Origin of the sequence: Dorea sp. OM07-5 (genome assembly GCF_003481355.1) — a bacterium.
GTDB classification, from domain to species: domain Bacteria; phylum Bacillota; class Clostridia; order Lachnospirales; family Lachnospiraceae; genus Dorea_D; species Dorea_D hominis.
In genome coordinates, this window is record NZ_QUKZ01000008.1 from 103,259 (window position 1) to 119,534 (window position 16,276).

Consider the following 16,276-nt stretch of genomic DNA (forward strand, 5'->3'; position numbering starts at 1 on the left):
TTGGATGTCTGCAACTCGGAAGTGATCTTCGGATATCGTTACTTGTACCGGACTTCCACCATCTCCGGCTCGCTGTGACGTTCTGCTATATCGTACTGTCTCCGTCAACGTTTTATATCTTTTCATATGCGTTCTTATTATACGAGTTTTCGCTTTATTTCGTCAAGGTTTTATTTGCCATTTTTATTTTTTTCTTTTATACTAAAATAAAAAATTACAATATTCGGAGGATTTTATGCATATAGGTAAGAAAGCGCAGAAAAGAGAAAAATCAGCTATGTCGGTTTCTTTATACGGGAATCTGGTTTTTGTTGTTATCGAGCTTCTCATGGCTATTTTTACAGGTTCACAGGCGGTGCTTCTGGATGCAGTTTATGATGGAGTAGAATTTTGCATGCTGCTGCCATCGCTTTTCCTTATTCCATTGCTATACCGCCCATCCAATGAACAGCATCCGTTTGGATACACCCAGATTGAATCCATCTTCGTTGTTGTCAAAGGAATCACCATGGTCTCTGTAACATTCGGGCTGATCTTCAACAATATTCATCTGATGCTCCACGGTGGGCACATCGTATCCTTCCATACGATTGCGTCATTTGAATTTTTCGCATGTTTCCTTGGCATCGTAGTCACTATTTATCTGAGTATAAAAAATAAAACGATGGCATCTCCTATGATCAATATGGAAATGCAGGGATGGAAAATTGACAGCTTTCTGTCTCTCGGCATGGCAGTTGCCTTTTTACTGCCGATACTGCTACCATTTGCATGGTTTAAACCAGTTATTCCTTACCTGGATCAGATTATCACGATTACGTTGTCTGTCATCATGCTTCCGACACCGATCCGCACTGTTATCACAGCATTCCGTGATCTTATGCTGATCCCACCGGAAGAAGACACCATTGAAGAAATCAAAAACCTTGTGGAACCGATCATCCGCACTTATGGTTACCAGAAATTATATTATGATATTCTGCGTACAGGACGTAAGCTGTGGATCAGTGTCTATATCACATTTGAAAAGGACCTCGTATCACTCGCCAAATTCAAAGCCATCCAATCAGAGTGTATTGCAGCTCTCGCTGAAGAATATCCTGATTTTTATTTTGAGCTTCTGCCGGATATTGCTTTCACCGGAGCCGAGAAAGCTGCACTGGAGCAGAAAATTCTTAAAGAACAGATGCAAGAAATGCAGGAAGGAACAAGGGAAGTGTAAATAATTGTACACTCCCAATTGCAACAGGAAACGTGAAAATACCAATAGGAATTGTCTTTATTGTTAGTAAGGATATAAAGAATATAAAGCAAGGAGCGAGAGGCTTGTATAAAATCAAGCTTTCGCCCTTGCTTTATACATTTCAGTTATAAAATGCATATCAACTGCAGGCAACAATTACAAAGAATTATTTCCCATTTTCGATTGCCTGATCAATGAGCTCATTCAGTCTCTTTGCCTGATCTTTCGCTGTGATGGCGCCTACGATTGGCTCTCCTACGATATTACCCTTCTGGTCAACGACGTATGTCGTCGGGTAAGAGAAGAGTCCGGAAGTAAATTTTCCTGCTTCACTATTTGTGGCAAACCATACATTTTTGTAAGTAATTTTCTTTTTTGATAAAATATCTTTCGCTTCTTTGATGGCTGCTTTGTCGCCGTCGATTGTAAAGGTGTTGACACCTATCACTTCGCCGCCTTTTTTCTGAAGCTTTTTATTGAGCGCCTGCAGATCTTTCAGCTCACCGACACATGGGTTGCATGTAGTGAACCAGAAATTTACGACTGTCACTTTATTTTTCGCAAAAAGCTTCTTGCTGTCTACTGCATTGCCGTCAAGATCTTTTCCTTTGAAGCCTGGGAAACTTATCGCACTACTTTTTTCTGTACTCTTATCATCTTTATTATCGGATGTACTCATGCCTGCTTCGCTTGCATCCACGCTGTCGCCAGAACCTGGTTTCGTTCCGCAATCCGGATATTTCTGTTCTAAAACAGTCAGTCTTCCTTCGATCTTCTTGATTTCTTCTGCTCCTTCTTTCAATGTTTTCAATTCGTCTTTTGAAAATTGATCCTTCGCACCGTCGATTGTCTTAAGGAGAAAATCTCCATAGTTTGTACCATCTTCAATCATCGGATTGTTCTTATTGGCTGCCAGGAATACTTTTTCCCAAAGCTTGGAGTTGGCTGCCAGAATATCATTTTCTTTCTGCATCAGCTTCTGATAAAGCTTTGCCGCTTCTTCTTTGCTGTCCGGATTATTTTTGCTGTCACTTTCTGTCTGGGCAGTTTTCCCGGAGCTGCTATCCTTGCTGTTACCAGAAGTACATGCACTGAGTCCAAGTGCTAAAATGAGTGTCATTGTTACAGCTGTTGTTTTTAAAAGTTTTGTTTTCATCATAATTATTTATCTCCTTTACATTTATTATTTTTACTAAAACCATATCGAAACCTAAGTGCTTCGGCCGGGCATTCTTTTATACATTTGCCACAGCGGATACATTCCGTGTGGTCAGGTGTCTTCGTGATATCCACATCCATCTTGCATACGCGGGCACATTTTCCACAGGAAATGCATCTACGATCGTCCACTTGGATACCTAAGAGGGATACTTTATTCATCAATGCGTAAAATGCACCTAATGGGCAGATCCATTTGCAAAACGGACGGTAAAATAAAATACTTAATACTACGATTACAAGCAGAATAATTAATTTCCTTGTAAATAATGCTCCAAGCGCCTGACGGATTCCTTCATTTACGATGGCCAGCGGGATGGCCCCTTCCAACACACCCTGTGGGCAAATATATTTACAGAAAATTGGATCCGACATTCCCACATCATTTACAAGAAAAGCCGGCAGCAGGATAACCGCGAATAAAAGCACGATATATTTGATCCAGCGAAGAGGCTTTAACTTCATTGTGGAAAACTTTTTGCAAGGAATCTTATGCAGCAGATCCTGAAGCCAGCCGAAAGGACATAAGAATCCACATACAAAACGCCCCAACAGGACACCGATCAGGATCAGAAATCCACTTATATAGTAGGAAAAGCGAAATTTTGATGCGCCTACCACTGCCTGAAATGCGCCGATCGGACAGGCACCTGCTGCCGCGGGGCAAGAATAACAGTTCAATCCCGGCACACATACGGCTTTCCCTTTACCTTGGTAAATACTCCCCTTTATAAAATTTGGCAAATGTATATTTGTAAGCAATGCCGCTCCCGCCTGGATCCATCCACGGAAACGACTTATAATTATAGATGTTTTTTTCTTCTTATTCTTATCCAATGCCAACACACTCCAGACACAATCGGATTGCCTTACTGAATACTGAATCCACTTCGCCTCGCATTGCTCCGAAGCATACCATGCATATCGCGGCTATTAGTAAAGCGCCCTGGATCATAGCTTTTTTTCTATGAAACAATTTGATCACTCCCTTCATTTCTGCCTCATTATAACACGGCATGTATAAAATCCTTGTTAAGAAGCAAAACTTAACAAAGATTTTATGTCCATATGCTATACTGATACCAGGAGGAAACATATATGCATATTTTAATAGTAGAAGATGAGAAGGTGCTCTGCGACACGATCGTACGCAGCTTAAAACACCTTTCATACAGTGTAGATTATTGCCACGATGGGCAGACTGCGATCGACATGCTCGCTGTGGATCATTTTGACCTTGTCGTTTTGGATCTTAACCTTCCAAGAAAAGATGGCATGAGCGTTCTTAAGGCACTTCGAGAAAATGATTTTGATACGAAAGTTCTGATCCTTTCGGCCCGAAGCGAAGTCGCCGATAAAGTTGCCGGATTAGATGCCGGCGCCAACGATTACCTTACAAAACCATTTCATTTGGAAGAACTGGCCGCAAGAATACGTGCTCTTACACTTCGACGATTCACACAGCACGACGTCGTGCTGACCTGCCAGGAGCTTTCCTTTGATACAAAGGCACGCAAAGCTTCTGCCAAAGGTTCGGACATTTCTCTTACAAGGAAGGAAACGGGGATTTTAGAATATCTAATGTTGAATCAGGGGCGTCCGATCAGCCAGGAAGAATTTATTGAACATGTGTGGGACAGCAGCGTCGATAATTTCAGCAATTCCATAAGAGTGCATATTTCTTCTCTCAGAAAGAAGCTGCGCACCGCTTTAGGATACGACCCGATACACAACCGCATAGGAGAAGGATACGTAATGGAGGAACGCCAATGAAAAAATTATCTTTACAATGGCGGATCACTTTAATGACTGCCGTTTTAATCTGTGTCACATGCGTACTTATGAATTGCCTGATCGGCTATTCCGGTAAGCATTATATGGATACAATTGGAAATGACATCTCTACTTACAGTGATACAAACAGCGACAAAACCGAATCCTTTGACCCAAGCAGCAAGGACCTCGATAATGCGCTTACGATCATTGTAAGCGGCGCCCAGAACTCCTTCAGTCTGACAAGCTGGTATATTACAGCGGCTGTCACACTGCTTGGCGCGGCGCTCGCTTATTTTGTCAGTGGACATGCACTAAAGCCACTGAAAAGCTTTGCCTCTCAGATTGAAAAAGTACAGCCTGACAATTTATCAGATATGAAAGTGAGTGAAGATGTGCTTCCGGAGTTTCGACAGTTCTGTCGCTCTTTCAACAGTATGATCGACCGTCTTGATGAAGGATTCAAAAACCAGCGGCAATTCACCGGCAATGCTGCCCATGAACTTCGCACCCCGCTTGCACTTTTGCAGGCACAGATGGATTTATTTTCCATGGAACACCCGGATGTAGACGATGAGACGCGCAACGTTCTCGATCTTATAAAAGAACAGGCAGAACGCATGTCACAGATGACGAAAATCCTTCTGGAAATGAGCGAGCTCAACAGCGTACCATGTGAGGATGCGATCGAACTTGCTCCGATGGTGGAGGAAATATTTACCGACCTTGCCCCTCTCGCCGAAGAGAAACATATCGCGCTGTCTTCCGATGGAGACGCCCGTTTCATTGGAAGCGATACTTTAATCTATCGTATGCTTTTTAATCTTACTGAAAATGCAATTCGCTATAACCGAAAGAGCGGCGCTGTTCGCATTTCCGTCTGTGAAGATAAGAAATATCATCTGATCCGGATAAAAGATCATGGTTTTGGAATTGCCAAAGCAGATCAGCAAAGCATTTTCCAGCCATTTTTCCGTGTCGATAAATCCCGCAGCCGCGCCCATGGCGGCGTAGGACTTGGTCTTTCTCTCGTTTGGGAGATTGCCTCACTTCACGGCGGGTCTGTAAAAGTGGAAGAAAGCTCCAAAGAAGGAACTACCATTCTCGTAAGCCTGCCGAAAGAAAGATAGCACAAAAAAAGGGTGTGTTACGATAACGACTAAAAAAGGTCCACCGGACCTTTGGGTTTGTCAAGCAAAGTGTGTAAATTTTTTGATTTTTTATCGGCGGTCAAATTAGACCGCCGATTTTGCATTATTTTTGTTGATTCGCATATTATTGGAAGGGCAAGTCATCGTCTTCTGCATCAGTCATCTGAAAGGTGGATATATCAAAATAAATCTCGTCTGTTTCGGTAGCATACTGATAACTGCGACCCTGTCTTTCCGCCTCTTTTTCTGCTTCTGATAAACTGTCAAACCAATCTTGTAATTCTTTTTCGGCTCGCAAAGCACTGATGAAATCAAGGGGATACCCACCGGCTCCACAGATATAATCGCCATTATCATAAGGACTCCTGCCTTTTGCTACCCATTCATGAAGTTCCCTACACCTTTGATGTTTTGCTTTTGGCCATGCCTTTTTGAGTGCTTTTGCAAAACCTGTACCCCCATCAGACACTACCATCCTTGGCTCAGCAATACGTTTCATCAAAGCGATCCAGGCTCCTGCATGTTCATAACGACACAAATACCATCCCAACACATGCTTTTCATCACAGCAAATCAAAACGCATGCTTTCCGACCAAGATAGATCCCATCGAGAAATACTACATCTCTAGATTCTGCTATCTTTGGCGGCATAGCCCATATATCCCAGAACTTTGCTGTCTTTCTTCTAAAGGATCTTCCTTCTCCAGACATTGTTGATTGAGATTCTTTTCCAAACAGCCAATCCAAAAAGATTTGCAGTTCCTTGGATTCATTATTAATTTTATGCGTTAGTGACGTTTTGCAATCCTTACAAAGCCAACGTTGCGAACCAGCTTTTGTCTTTCCAGACTTCACACATTTCATACCACAAACAGGACAATTTACTTGATTCATCTAATCTTCCCTCCATGGTTCTTATTTTAAGGAAGATTAAAAGCCTTTAGTTTCTTTATTTTCAAGGGTTTGGAGACTTTTTATCAACACGTTTTGTCCACCCTCAAAGTTGTTTAAAAAAAGATTAAACAGCCTTCAACCCTTTATTTTCAAGGGCTGAAGGCTGTTTCTATCAACACATTTTGTCCTATAACTCAAATTATAAGAATTCGCAGGCGCAAATCCAACTACAAAAAAAGCCTTTAAATACTAATTCTATCAGTACTTAAAGGCTTTCTATTATTCATACTTAAATGCCGTGCAAATTAGTCCTGTACGTATGGCATAAGAGCAACGTGACGTGCTCTCTTGATAGCTACTGTAAGAGCTCTCTGATGTTTAGCACAGTTTCCTGTGATTCTTCTCGGAAGGATTTTTCCTCTCTCAGAGATGTACTTTCTTAATTTTGCTACATCCTTGTAATCGATCTCGTTATTCTCTTTTCCACAGAATACGCAAACTTTTTTTCTTCTACGTCCGCCGCCTCTTCTCTTGAAGCCGCCTTCTGGACGATTTCCTTTATCGTAAGCCATGATTAACTCTCCTTTCAATTCTTAGTTGAACGGTAATTCTTCGTCAATTCCATCTGGAATATTCATGAAGCCGTCGCCTGCATCCGCTGCCGGAGCTGGTGCCGGTGAAGGAGCCGCCTGGCGGAAACTTCCTGCGTTAGCATCACTGACTGCTTTGCTCTCTGCAAATTCCTGATCTTCTACAACAACATCTGTTGTGTAAATTTTCTGACCTTCTTTGTTCGTGTAACTTCCTGTCTGAATACGTCCTGTAACGATTACCTTCAGACCCTGACGGAAATACTTCTCCGCGAACTCTGCACTTCTTCCGAATGCAACACATCCGATGAAGTCTGCAGTCTGCTCTCCGTCATTGTTACGACGGAATCTGCGGTCAACAGCTAATGTATATCTGGCAATTGCCATAGAGTTATCACCCTGTGAATATCTAACTTCTGGATCCCTTGTTAAGCGTCCCATCAAAATTACTTTATTCATATTATACCTCTACTTCCTGTCTATGCTTCCTGTCTAACGCATAAATATCTGACTACATTATCCATGATGCGAATTCTCTGCTCGATTTCGCCTGGAGTCTCAGCATCAGACTCGAAGTGGATGAAATAGTAATATGCTTCTTTCATCTTCTGAATCTCGTAAGCTAATCTTTTCTTACCCCATTCATCAACGTCAGAGATCTTGCCACCGAAACGCTCAACTAATGCTTTCACTTTTTCGATAACCTGTGCTCTTTCGTCGTCTTCGATTTTTGCACTGACAACAACAGCTAATTCATATTTGTTCATGTCGTCCTGCACCTCCTTCTGGTCTTTTGGCCCCCGCCCGCTTATGTGGGAGCAAGGATTTCCGCGCATGATTATACACGGAATAATAGTGTATCACAATTTGATATGATAACATAAAGGCTTAATTGTTTCAAGCTTTTTTCTTCAAATCTCTTGTATTTTTTTCAACAAGCTTTCTCGCAGTCATGATCTGATGTCCGCACCCCATACATTTCAACCGGAAATCCGCTCCAACACGCAGAATCTCCCACTCTTTGCTTCCACACGGATGCGGTTTCTTCAATGTAACGATATCGCCCACTTCATATATATAAGCCATTTTAATTCCCCCTTACTCCAGCTCTTCTTCCTGCACTCTTACGCCAATCACAACAAAACGATGTTCATCACTGGCTCCTGTGCAGGTAGAAAGTGTAACACAACTGTCACTATTTGTCACCTCTACGCCAGTATCGTAGAGTGCCATACTTTTTGCTGCTTTCGTAAATAATTGAAACATTGCATCATCCGAGAAATCTGTCTGGTACACATCGGATTTCTCTGTCGTCTCTCCCGCAGCATATATAATGTAAGTTAATTTTCTTCCATCTAATGTGTAAATGTAAAAATACGGATATTTCTTCCAGAATTTCCTCGTATCATAATCCTGCAAATGCCGGAACATAGAGCCATCTTTCATGCGATGCCCGTACACGATACTGTTACCGTCTGCAAAATCCGCATTTGCATTTGAATCTAAGAAAATGCTTCCCAGCGTATTCTCATTATTTGAAAATGTTTTATGCAGATAAGTCTGGTTGTCTTTCCCCTGCACAATCGGATAATTAATTTCCTTCGGTTTCGGAGAAAAACGAATCCATCCTATCGTATCTGCATTTATTTTCTTCAACTTATCAAAATCCACCTGAAACTCATCTACGGGTCTTCCCGAATCTTTATCCTGTGTCACCGCCAGCTTGCGTATTTTCTCATATTCATTCTGTCCGTCTTTGTAGCCTTTTCCGATTTTCAGAAGGTTATATCCGGAAACGCAGAATACAATCACCGCAATCACTAAAATGATATTCAGTAGAAAATTATTTTTCTTCCTTCTTCCTCTGTGATGTTTTCTTTTACTCATCCGAATCACTCCTTTAACTCTTGTCTTTACATTATAACAAGCCTTTCCTACTTCTGCCAGTGCCAATTAATAAAGCATGTGCCTTTCCCCCATTCTTGTGCCAGATGCAATTTTCTGCAATACTCTGCTGTCCTCGCAAGTACGTGTCTCCTTTGGTTTTTCTATTATAACAAACCAATAAAATACCATAATCGGTGTTCAAAAAAAGAGTGTCCTTCCTCCCGAAGAGTTTTATATATCAGAAACGACGTTTCCAGTTCTCATTATTAAAAAAGACAGCTCATCACCTCCTCATAACAGGAAAGCTATAGCTGCCTTTTTCTCGCATTATTTATTTAATTTTAATCGTTATTGTTCCATATTTGCCTGAGCCGTCTTTTGCCTTTGCAGTAATCTTCACTTTTTTGCCTTTTCCGGCTTTCATATTAGACAAATAAATTCCCGGATAAGTTTTATGAAATATAAAATATTTTAATTTATGTGATAGATGTTTTCGGTATACCCTCCCCCATTTTTTTGTCAAAACATCATTTTATACTTTTTTAATGACCTTTCACTTCTTCTTAATTGACTTTAAAATCTGTGGGTATATCATTATGAAATATAGAAATAATCTTATAGAAATCAGAGGTGTGAGATATGAATCGGTTCAAAGAAAAATTTATGCAATTCATGTATGGAAGATACGGAATAGATACATTAGGAAAATGGACAGTCGGGCTGGGACTCGCAATTATGCTGATCGCCGGATGGACATCTAATTCCAAGTTGTCTCTCCTTTCCTGGGTGCTCATTATTTATTCCTATTACCGGATGTTTTCCAGAAATATTTATAAACGTTCCCACGAAAATCAACTCTTTCTTGGAAAGACCGCGAAGATCCGCAGCTGGTTCTTCCATAAGAAAAGTATGATGCTGCAGCGCAAGACACATCATATTTACCGGTGTCCGGGATGCAAGCAGAAAATAAAAATCCCGCGTGGCAAAGGACGGATTGAGATCACCTGCCCAAAATGCCACACGTCATTTATAAAGAACAGTTAAAAATCAGACAACGGAGTCCTGTCTCCAGTCCTTTCTTCCGGATGCTCCCGGTATTCCTTCCTGATCCCGGTATTTTGCAACGGTTCTTCTGGAAATCTGGATTCCCTTTTCATTTAATAATTTTGTTATAACCGCATCACTGTACGGTTTCTTTTTGTTTTCCTGTCTTATCAATTCTCTTATCATTCCCTTAATAGCAGCGCTGGATTGTTCTGCATTTTCCTGCATACCACGAACAAAGAAATAACTTAACGGGAAAATCCCCTGGCTGCATTGTAAATATTTTTTATTCACCGCACGACTCACTGTCGATTCATGTATTCCGATCTCTTCCGCTGCGTCTGCCAGACGATATGGTTTTAAATATGCACTGCCATGTTCAAAAAAATCTTTTTGATGTACTACTATTGCTCTTACCACTTTTAACAATGTTGTATTTCGCTGCTCTATGCTCTGTTTCACCCAGTTTGCCTGTTTTATCTTCTGTTCCAGATAATCTTTCACTTCCTGAGATGAATTATTTTTTTGCATCTGACTGTAATATGGACTGATCGATATATCGGCAAACATCCAGTCATTTAACAGAATGTCGTAATATTCTTTAAATTTCACAACAATTACATCGGGAATAATGTATTTCATCTGTTGTCTGTTACTGAAAGACCCACCCGGCTTTGGGGTAAGCGTTTTCAGTCGTTCACACATAACTAAAACTTCATCTATTGGGAGTTTCATCTTTTTTGCAATCTGTGGAATTTTATTTTCTCCAAGCAGCGGAAGACATTCTGTCACCAGTTTTTCCACATTATGATCCAGTTCCCCCCGTCGCTGCAATTGCAGTTGAAGGCATTGCTGCAGATCCATTGCTGCAACACCTGCCGGCTCCAATGCACGCACCTCTTCTATAAGCTGTATCACATGTTCTTTCGTCTCACCTACACTGTCCACAATATCTTCTACAGTATCTGTGAGGTATCCCCGGTCATCCAGACTGTCCAGAATAAATTTTAAAATCTTCTCATCCCTGTCGCTGTACTCCTTCCATAGAAGCTGCGACCAGAGATAGTCCTGCAGTGTTTCTTCGTCGTTTGGATCCACATTCCATTTATTTTTCAGATCGGAAATATCATCATCATCGCTCTGTCTCTGTGTCAGATAATGATACTGTTCCTCCGCAGATGTCTGCTGTTGCCTTTCTTCAATAGATTCTGTTCCAGTATTTTCTTTTACATGTTCATCCAATTCTACTACCGGATTCTCCAGCATTACTTCATTCACATATTCCTTTAATTCCTGCGAAGTCATCTGTAAAATTTCCACGGACTGTATCATTTTCTCTGTCAAAATCTGTTTTTGTTTCTGTCGTAATTCAAGTCTCATACACTCCACCGTGTCCTTTTTCGCATTTTTCTCGTCACCATAACACAAAAATCCTGCCCGAATCGGACAGGATTTTTGTTATAAAGGCGCCAACCAGATTTGAACTGGTGATAGAGGTGTTGCAGACCTTTGCCTTACCACTTGGCTATGGCGCCATCTATGTGCATTTGTTATTATAGCAAATGCACAGGTATTCGTCAATAACAGAATCTTAATTCTACTGTCAGATTTTTAATATTTTTCTAAAATCCCAGGTCTTCATTTACAAGGATTACTTTAATCCGGTTTGGATGTTTAGAATAACGTGTCACCAGAAACTGACAACAAATCGTGTCCGGATTCTTACAGTCAAAGCAGGAACCTGTTTTGCAGCAAGGTGTATCCAGCCCGAAGCGCTGCGCATTGATCGGCGCCGCCTCATTTCTTGCGCGGGACCATGCATTTTCCAGATCCTTTGTAACCTTATTCATACCGATGATCATAATAACATTTCTCGGTCCATATGCAATTGCGGACACACGATTGGCATTGCCATCAATATTTACAAGCACACCACTTTCCGTAATCGCATTAGCACTTGTCAAGAAGAAATCACTGTCGTAAGTTGCCAGCTCAATTTTCCGTTTTTCTTCTTTGTTCTTTGCCGCATCACGATTATAAACTTTATAATTACCTTGACAGACTGCATCCTTTAATCCGATCTCGGCGATCGACATCGAACCGCCCCAGGCAATTGAACTTCCTTCCGGAATGAGCCTGAGTGCGATCTGCAATGCTTCTTCCTTAGAGTCCGCATAGTAGCCTTCCATATTGCGGGTTTCCAAATTCTTAATCATGCGCTCGCCCAGGAGCACATTTCTCTTGATACGATTTTCATCCATAGTCTTCTCCTCCTGTCCACATATTTCACATCATTCCCTCCACATTCCCTGTGGGAAATGTGGAGTACTTTTAAAAGGGGACGGGGCTTTTCTAGAAAATCCCCGTCCCCTTTTAAGCTTTACGGTTATTATACCACATCTCGCCGATACGCAAAATATAAAATGAAAGCATAATCTTTGTGCGGTTCTCATTATTTAAAATATCATACCCCAGTATTTCTTTGATAGCATTCAATTTGTAAGTCAGTGTATTCTTATGGCAGTATAATGCCTGTGCTGTGCAGACTGTGCTGCACTCATTCTCAAAATATGCCTGCAGGATTGCCACATAATCTGTCTGATGTTCTCTGTCATACTGGAGCAGACTGCCCAGTGTCTCGTCCACAAATTTCGTATATAATGTCGGTTCTTTAAAGTCAGTCAGTATTTTGTAAATGCCAAGCTCATTATATACAAGATAATTCTTCGGAATTGCTGTCTTCGTAAGCTGATATGCAATCTGTGCAGATTCAAAGGAGCGGTGGATCTCATTTAATTTGTTCACCGTAATTCCAATTCCTGCATAAATATTCTCATCATTTTCACACATATCCTTCACACATTCCTTCACCCACGCCTCAAAATGACCGGCTACCAGAACTGTAAGAATACCCTGTTCTTTGTAAATAATACTCTTCTTCATAGAATAACGGATATCGCGTTCCAGATCTTCCAGAATACTATTGCCTTTATCCGTATCATAAGTGTGACAACTGATACGGATAACATTATAAGAATAATCTTCAAAAAAGCCATTACGTTCCAGATGATTCTGATACATATCCTGACTGTCCGGATAATAAATTGCATTTTTCAGTGCATTTACCAGATTCGTCTCAATCTGCTCATTCTTCAGCAAAATTTCCGAGAAAAGCCGCATAATATCGATATAAGGCGTGTCCCATGACGCTGAAAATAGCGGAAGTTTCTTCTCATTACAGTAATCTACAATCTCCTGCGGAAATCCCATTCCATCATGCATTCCCACAATCAGTCCCCCCGCATTTTTTTCACAGAGACAATCGATAAATTTCTTCAGCCATTCATTGGATTCATAATTAAGTCCCGAATTAAACAGTAGTTCATTTCCATGCAGAAACTGTATAAATTCAATATCCTCTACCATATGTATCCAACTGATTCTTTTTTCAAAGCAGCTCTGCGTACAAAGCCTGATATTGTACTCTGGAATCAGCTGTACGTATAATTTTTCCAGCTCTACAGCCATAAAACATCTCCTTTTTTGAAACTATTGTATCATTTTTGTGATCAGAGCACAATTTATATCTGTTTTTCTGTTTACAAAACCTATGTTAAATCTGGATAATTCGTGTTATATTGTCATTGAAGCACAAAGCTATTGATAGCATCCCCGAAATTTGTGCTCCATATTTGAACTTCAGATTATTGAATATTAATAAAAGCCGAAGTATTTCCACTTCGGCTTTTATTAATTATCTAAAAGAACGCTTTTAGCGTCAAGAGGGGCTTATTTTACTGCCTCAAATGCTGCATCTAATGCTGCAATCAAATCTTCTACTTTTTCAATTCCGATAGAAAGACGGATTGTGTTTGGTTTAATTCCCTGATCTAACAGTTCTTCCTCTGTGCACTGGCTGTGTGTTGTTGTTGCCGGATGGATTACAAGAGATTTTACATCTGCAACGTTTGCAAGCAGTGAGAAAATGGACAGGTGATCAATGAAATCCTGCGCCGTCTTGGCATCTCCTTTAATCTCAAATGTAAAGATAGATCCACCACCGTTCGGTAAATATTTCTTATATAATTCGTGGCTCGGCTCACTCTCAAGAGACGGATGATGTACTGCCTCTACCTGTGGGTGATTTGCCAGGTAATCTACGATTTTCAGCGCGTTGCTTACGTGACGTTCTACACGAAGTGATAATGTCTCTAATCCCTGAAGGAATAAGAATGCATGGAATGGAGAAAGTGTTGCTCCTGTATCACGTAAGATAATTGCACGAATGTATGTAACGAAAGCTGCCGGTGCAGTTGCATCTGCAAATGAAATTCCGTGGTAGCTTGGGTTCGGATCAGAGATCCATGGGAATTTTCCGCTTGCTTTCCAGTCGAAGTTTCCTCCTTCAATGATGACACCACCGATTGCTGTTCCGTGTCCACCGATGAATTTTGTTGCTGAATGTACAACGATGTCTGCGCCATATTCAAATGGACGAATCAGATATGGTGTTGCAAATGTTGAATCTACAACCAATGGAATATTGTGTTTGTGTGCAATTTTTGCAATCTCTTCCAGATCAACTAAGTTAGAGTTCGGATTTCCTAATGTCTCAACAAAGATTGCTTTTGTATTTTCCTGGATTGCTGCTTCAAATGAACCTTCAACTTCCGGATCAACGAATGTTGTTGTTACACCGTTTGTAAGTGGAAGTGTATGTGCCAGAAGGTTATATGTTCCTCCGTAAATAGTCTTAGATGCTACGATATGCTCACCTGTTTTTGCAAGTGCCTGGAATGTATAATCGATTGCTGCTGCTCCGGATGCAACTGCAAGTGCTGCAGAACCACCTTCCAATGAAGCAATACGCTGTTCAAATACATCTTCTGTCGGATTTGTAAGTCTTCCGTAAATATTTCCTGCATCGCGAAGTCCAAATCTGTCAGCTGCATGCTGTGAGTTATGGAATACATAAGATGATGATGCATAAATCGGAACTGCTCTTGCGTCCGTTGCCGGATCAGCCTGCTCCTGTCCAATGTGTAACTGTCTTGTTTCAAATCCCCAGTTTTTTGAATCCTTAATATCTGCCATAATTTTGTCCCTCCATATTACGCTTACTGCGTTTCCTTAATTTGCCCTTTTTTGTTGTGTTTCTTTGTTTCTGTAAACATACTAACATGGTAGGTAATTCTTGTCTAATACATAAGAAAAATATCCAGTTATAGGATGAAGCTATAACTCAGGGGATAAAAAACAAAACAGACTATCACTTTATTTTCTTAAAATGACAGTCTGCTTTTCTTAGAGGGTGTTTATTTTATTTTTCCTTATTTCTTAATCATGCATCCGTTTTTCTACCAGTCTGCACCAAATCTGTACACCATATTCCAGTGCCTTTGTATCAATCACAACATTTGGATTATGGAATCCCGGAACTGCATCCGCTCCCAGTCCCATATAAGTCGTTTTGCAATGCAGCTTTTGTGTATAGTAATGGAAATCTTCTCCGCCTGAATTTTTGAAGATTCCAATTGAACCATGTTCGCCAAATACATCCAGAATCGTTTCTTCTGCAAGTTTAATCATATCATCATCAAATTCTGCTGCCGGAACTCCACTGTTGAATGTTAATGTCGCTTCTGCTCCGACTGCTTCGCATGCTTTTGTCACAGCTCTGACAACCAGTTCTTTCATATGTTCAATCTCTTCATTGCTCTCTGAACGAAGATCCAATGCCATAAATGCTTCTTCAGGGATATTATTATATGTTTCTCCCGGAATCTTAACATTTGTCACTTTTACAGAACCCGGGATTGCCGGATTTACACGGATCATATTAACAGCCTGTGTAGACAGCGACAGTGCATCTGCTACGTTGACACCAAGATGTGGTTTTGAACCATGCGCAGTTTTTCCTTTGATAGAAAAATGCATAATACAGCTTGCATTATGATACATTGCCGGTATTGCCTTTCCCAATCTGCAATCCTGTTTCGGGCGTAAATGCATGCCAACCATTTCCTCAACATCATTCAGTACTCCTGATTCAATCACTTTTAAAGCACCAAACAATTTTTCTTCTGCCGGCTGGAATAAAATTTTCAGTCTTCCTGCCTTCACCAGTCCTCTGTTCTTAATTTCTCTCGCAGCAACCAACAGCATGGAAATGTGTCCATCATGTCCACATGCATGAATAATTTTGCGTTCTCCATTGATAATAAATTCCAGCGCATCTATATCTGCTCTTAACGCCAGTACAGGTCCCGGTTTACCAGAATCAATCGTCACAAGAATACCTGTTCCTGCAATTCCCGAAACAATATCTTCATCCCTGAATCCACATTTCTTTAATTCACTCAGAATAAATGCAGATGTCTTATACTCTTCAAATCCCAGTTCTGGAATTGTATGTAAATAATCATAAACCTCATGTACATAAGTGATATAATCTTTCTGTTCTGCCATTGTTCTT

The 16,276-nt window shown here is 40.7% G+C and carries 18 protein-coding genes, 1 tRNA gene and 1 pseudogene; 4 read left to right on the top strand and 16 right to left on the bottom strand.

What is annotated here, in order from left to right:
* Positions 1-235 precede the first annotated feature (235 nt).
* Positions 236-1,222, top strand: a complete 987-nt coding sequence (locus tag DXC04_RS09495; RefSeq protein WP_118660912.1) for a cation diffusion facilitator family transporter — start codon at positions 236-238, stop codon at positions 1,220-1,222.
* Between the two features lie 187 nt (positions 1,223-1,409).
* Here DXC04_RS09495 and DXC04_RS09500 read toward each other — a convergent pair whose 3' ends face one another.
* Genes DXC04_RS09500 through DXC04_RS16280 form a run of 3 tightly spaced genes read right to left on the bottom strand, consistent with a single transcriptional unit; the run spans position 1,410 to position 3,632 of the window.
* Positions 1,410-2,402, bottom strand: coding sequence for a TlpA family protein disulfide reductase (locus tag DXC04_RS09500; protein WP_021860569.1), 993 nt, complete (start codon positions 2,400-2,402; stop codon positions 1,410-1,412).
* 2 nt (positions 2,403-2,404) lie between these two features.
* Complete coding sequence (locus tag DXC04_RS09505; protein WP_021860568.1) at positions 2,405-3,298, bottom strand: 4Fe-4S binding protein; 894 nt, start codon at positions 3,296-3,298, stop codon at positions 2,405-2,407.
* On the bottom strand, positions 3,291-3,632 hold the full coding sequence (locus DXC04_RS16280; protein WP_330411866.1) for a CD1871A family CXXC motif-containing protein: 342 nt from the start codon (positions 3,630-3,632) through the stop codon (positions 3,291-3,293). The genes DXC04_RS09505 and DXC04_RS16280 overlap by 8 nt, the downstream gene beginning before the upstream one ends.
* Between DXC04_RS16280 and DXC04_RS09515 the strand changes: the two genes are divergently transcribed.
* Complete coding sequence (locus DXC04_RS09515) at positions 3,560-4,234, top strand: response regulator transcription factor (protein ID WP_021860566.1); 675 nt, start codon at positions 3,560-3,562, stop codon at positions 4,232-4,234. The genes DXC04_RS16280 and DXC04_RS09515 overlap by 73 nt on opposite strands.
* Entirely contained in the window at positions 4,231-5,364 is a 1,134-nt protein-coding gene (locus tag DXC04_RS09520; RefSeq protein ID WP_118660913.1) for a HAMP domain-containing sensor histidine kinase, read from the top strand. The genes DXC04_RS09515 and DXC04_RS09520 overlap by 4 nt, the downstream gene beginning before the upstream one ends.
* Before the next feature lie 418 nt (positions 5,365-5,782).
* Here the strand turns inward: DXC04_RS09520 and DXC04_RS09525 are convergent.
* The 7 genes and pseudogenes from DXC04_RS09525 to DXC04_RS15535 form a co-directional block, all read right to left on the bottom strand.
* Positions 5,783-6,280 (bottom strand): annotated as a pseudogene (locus DXC04_RS09525) (transposase-like zinc-binding domain-containing protein); the annotation flags it as partial.
* A 305-nt stretch (positions 6,281-6,585) separates the two neighbouring features.
* Positions 6,586-6,852 (bottom strand): 30S ribosomal protein S18, encoded by a 267-nt coding sequence (rpsR, locus tag DXC04_RS09530; RefSeq protein WP_004607925.1) that lies wholly within the window; start codon positions 6,850-6,852, stop codon positions 6,586-6,588.
* 21 nt (positions 6,853-6,873) lie between these two features.
* A complete protein-coding gene (locus tag DXC04_RS09535; protein ID WP_021860563.1) occupies positions 6,874-7,329 on the bottom strand; it encodes a single-stranded DNA-binding protein in 456 nt (151 codons plus the stop codon).
* Positions 7,330-7,349: 20 nt separating this feature from the next.
* Entirely contained in the window at positions 7,350-7,637 is a 288-nt protein-coding gene (gene rpsF, locus DXC04_RS09540; protein WP_021860562.1) for a 30S ribosomal protein S6, read from the bottom strand.
* A 130-nt stretch (positions 7,638-7,767) separates the two neighbouring features.
* On the bottom strand, positions 7,768-7,956 hold the full coding sequence (locus DXC04_RS09545) for a DUF951 domain-containing protein (protein ID WP_021860561.1): 189 nt from the start codon (positions 7,954-7,956) through the stop codon (positions 7,768-7,770).
* Between the two features lie 12 nt (positions 7,957-7,968).
* On the bottom strand, positions 7,969-8,757 hold the full coding sequence (srtB, locus tag DXC04_RS09550; RefSeq protein ID WP_021860560.1) for a class B sortase: 789 nt from the start codon (positions 8,755-8,757) through the stop codon (positions 7,969-7,971).
* Positions 8,758-9,088: 331 nt separating this feature from the next.
* Positions 9,089-9,280 carry a hypothetical protein gene (locus tag DXC04_RS15535; protein WP_158580467.1) on the bottom strand — a complete coding sequence of 64 codons (192 nt, stop codon included), beginning with the start codon at positions 9,278-9,280 and terminating at the stop codon, positions 9,089-9,091.
* 116 nt (positions 9,281-9,396) lie between these two features.
* On the opposite strand from DXC04_RS15535, the gene DXC04_RS09555 reads away from it, so the two are divergent.
* On the top strand, positions 9,397-9,801 hold the full coding sequence (locus DXC04_RS09555) for a hypothetical protein (protein WP_118660914.1): 405 nt from the start codon (positions 9,397-9,399) through the stop codon (positions 9,799-9,801).
* Between the two features lie 3 nt (positions 9,802-9,804).
* Here the strand turns inward: DXC04_RS09555 and rpoN are convergent, their stop codons facing one another.
* From rpoN to DXC04_RS09585, 6 genes are all read right to left on the bottom strand, one after another.
* Entirely contained in the window at positions 9,805-11,181 is a 1,377-nt protein-coding gene (gene rpoN, locus DXC04_RS09560) for an RNA polymerase factor sigma-54 (RefSeq protein ID WP_118660934.1), read from the bottom strand.
* 84 nt (positions 11,182-11,265) lie between these two features.
* Positions 11,266-11,336 (bottom strand) — tRNA-Cys (locus DXC04_RS09565).
* An 87-nt stretch (positions 11,337-11,423) separates the two neighbouring features.
* Positions 11,424-12,062: a lactate utilization protein gene (locus DXC04_RS09570; protein WP_118660915.1), complete on the bottom strand. Its 639-nt coding sequence runs from the start codon at positions 12,060-12,062 to the stop codon at positions 11,424-11,426.
* Between the two features lie 112 nt (positions 12,063-12,174).
* Positions 12,175-13,329 carry a PucR family transcriptional regulator gene (locus DXC04_RS09575; RefSeq protein WP_118660916.1) on the bottom strand — a complete coding sequence of 385 codons (1,155 nt, stop codon included), beginning with the start codon at positions 13,327-13,329 and terminating at the stop codon, positions 12,175-12,177.
* 261 nt (positions 13,330-13,590) lie between these two features.
* Positions 13,591-14,895 (bottom strand): O-acetylhomoserine aminocarboxypropyltransferase/cysteine synthase family protein, encoded by a 1,305-nt coding sequence (locus DXC04_RS09580; RefSeq protein WP_021860555.1) that lies wholly within the window; start codon positions 14,893-14,895, stop codon positions 13,591-13,593.
* A gap of 243 nt (positions 14,896-15,138) precedes the next feature.
* Positions 15,139-16,269: an amidohydrolase gene (locus tag DXC04_RS09585; protein ID WP_118660917.1), complete on the bottom strand. Its 1,131-nt coding sequence runs from the start codon at positions 16,267-16,269 to the stop codon at positions 15,139-15,141.
* Positions 16,270-16,276 lie beyond the last annotated feature (7 nt).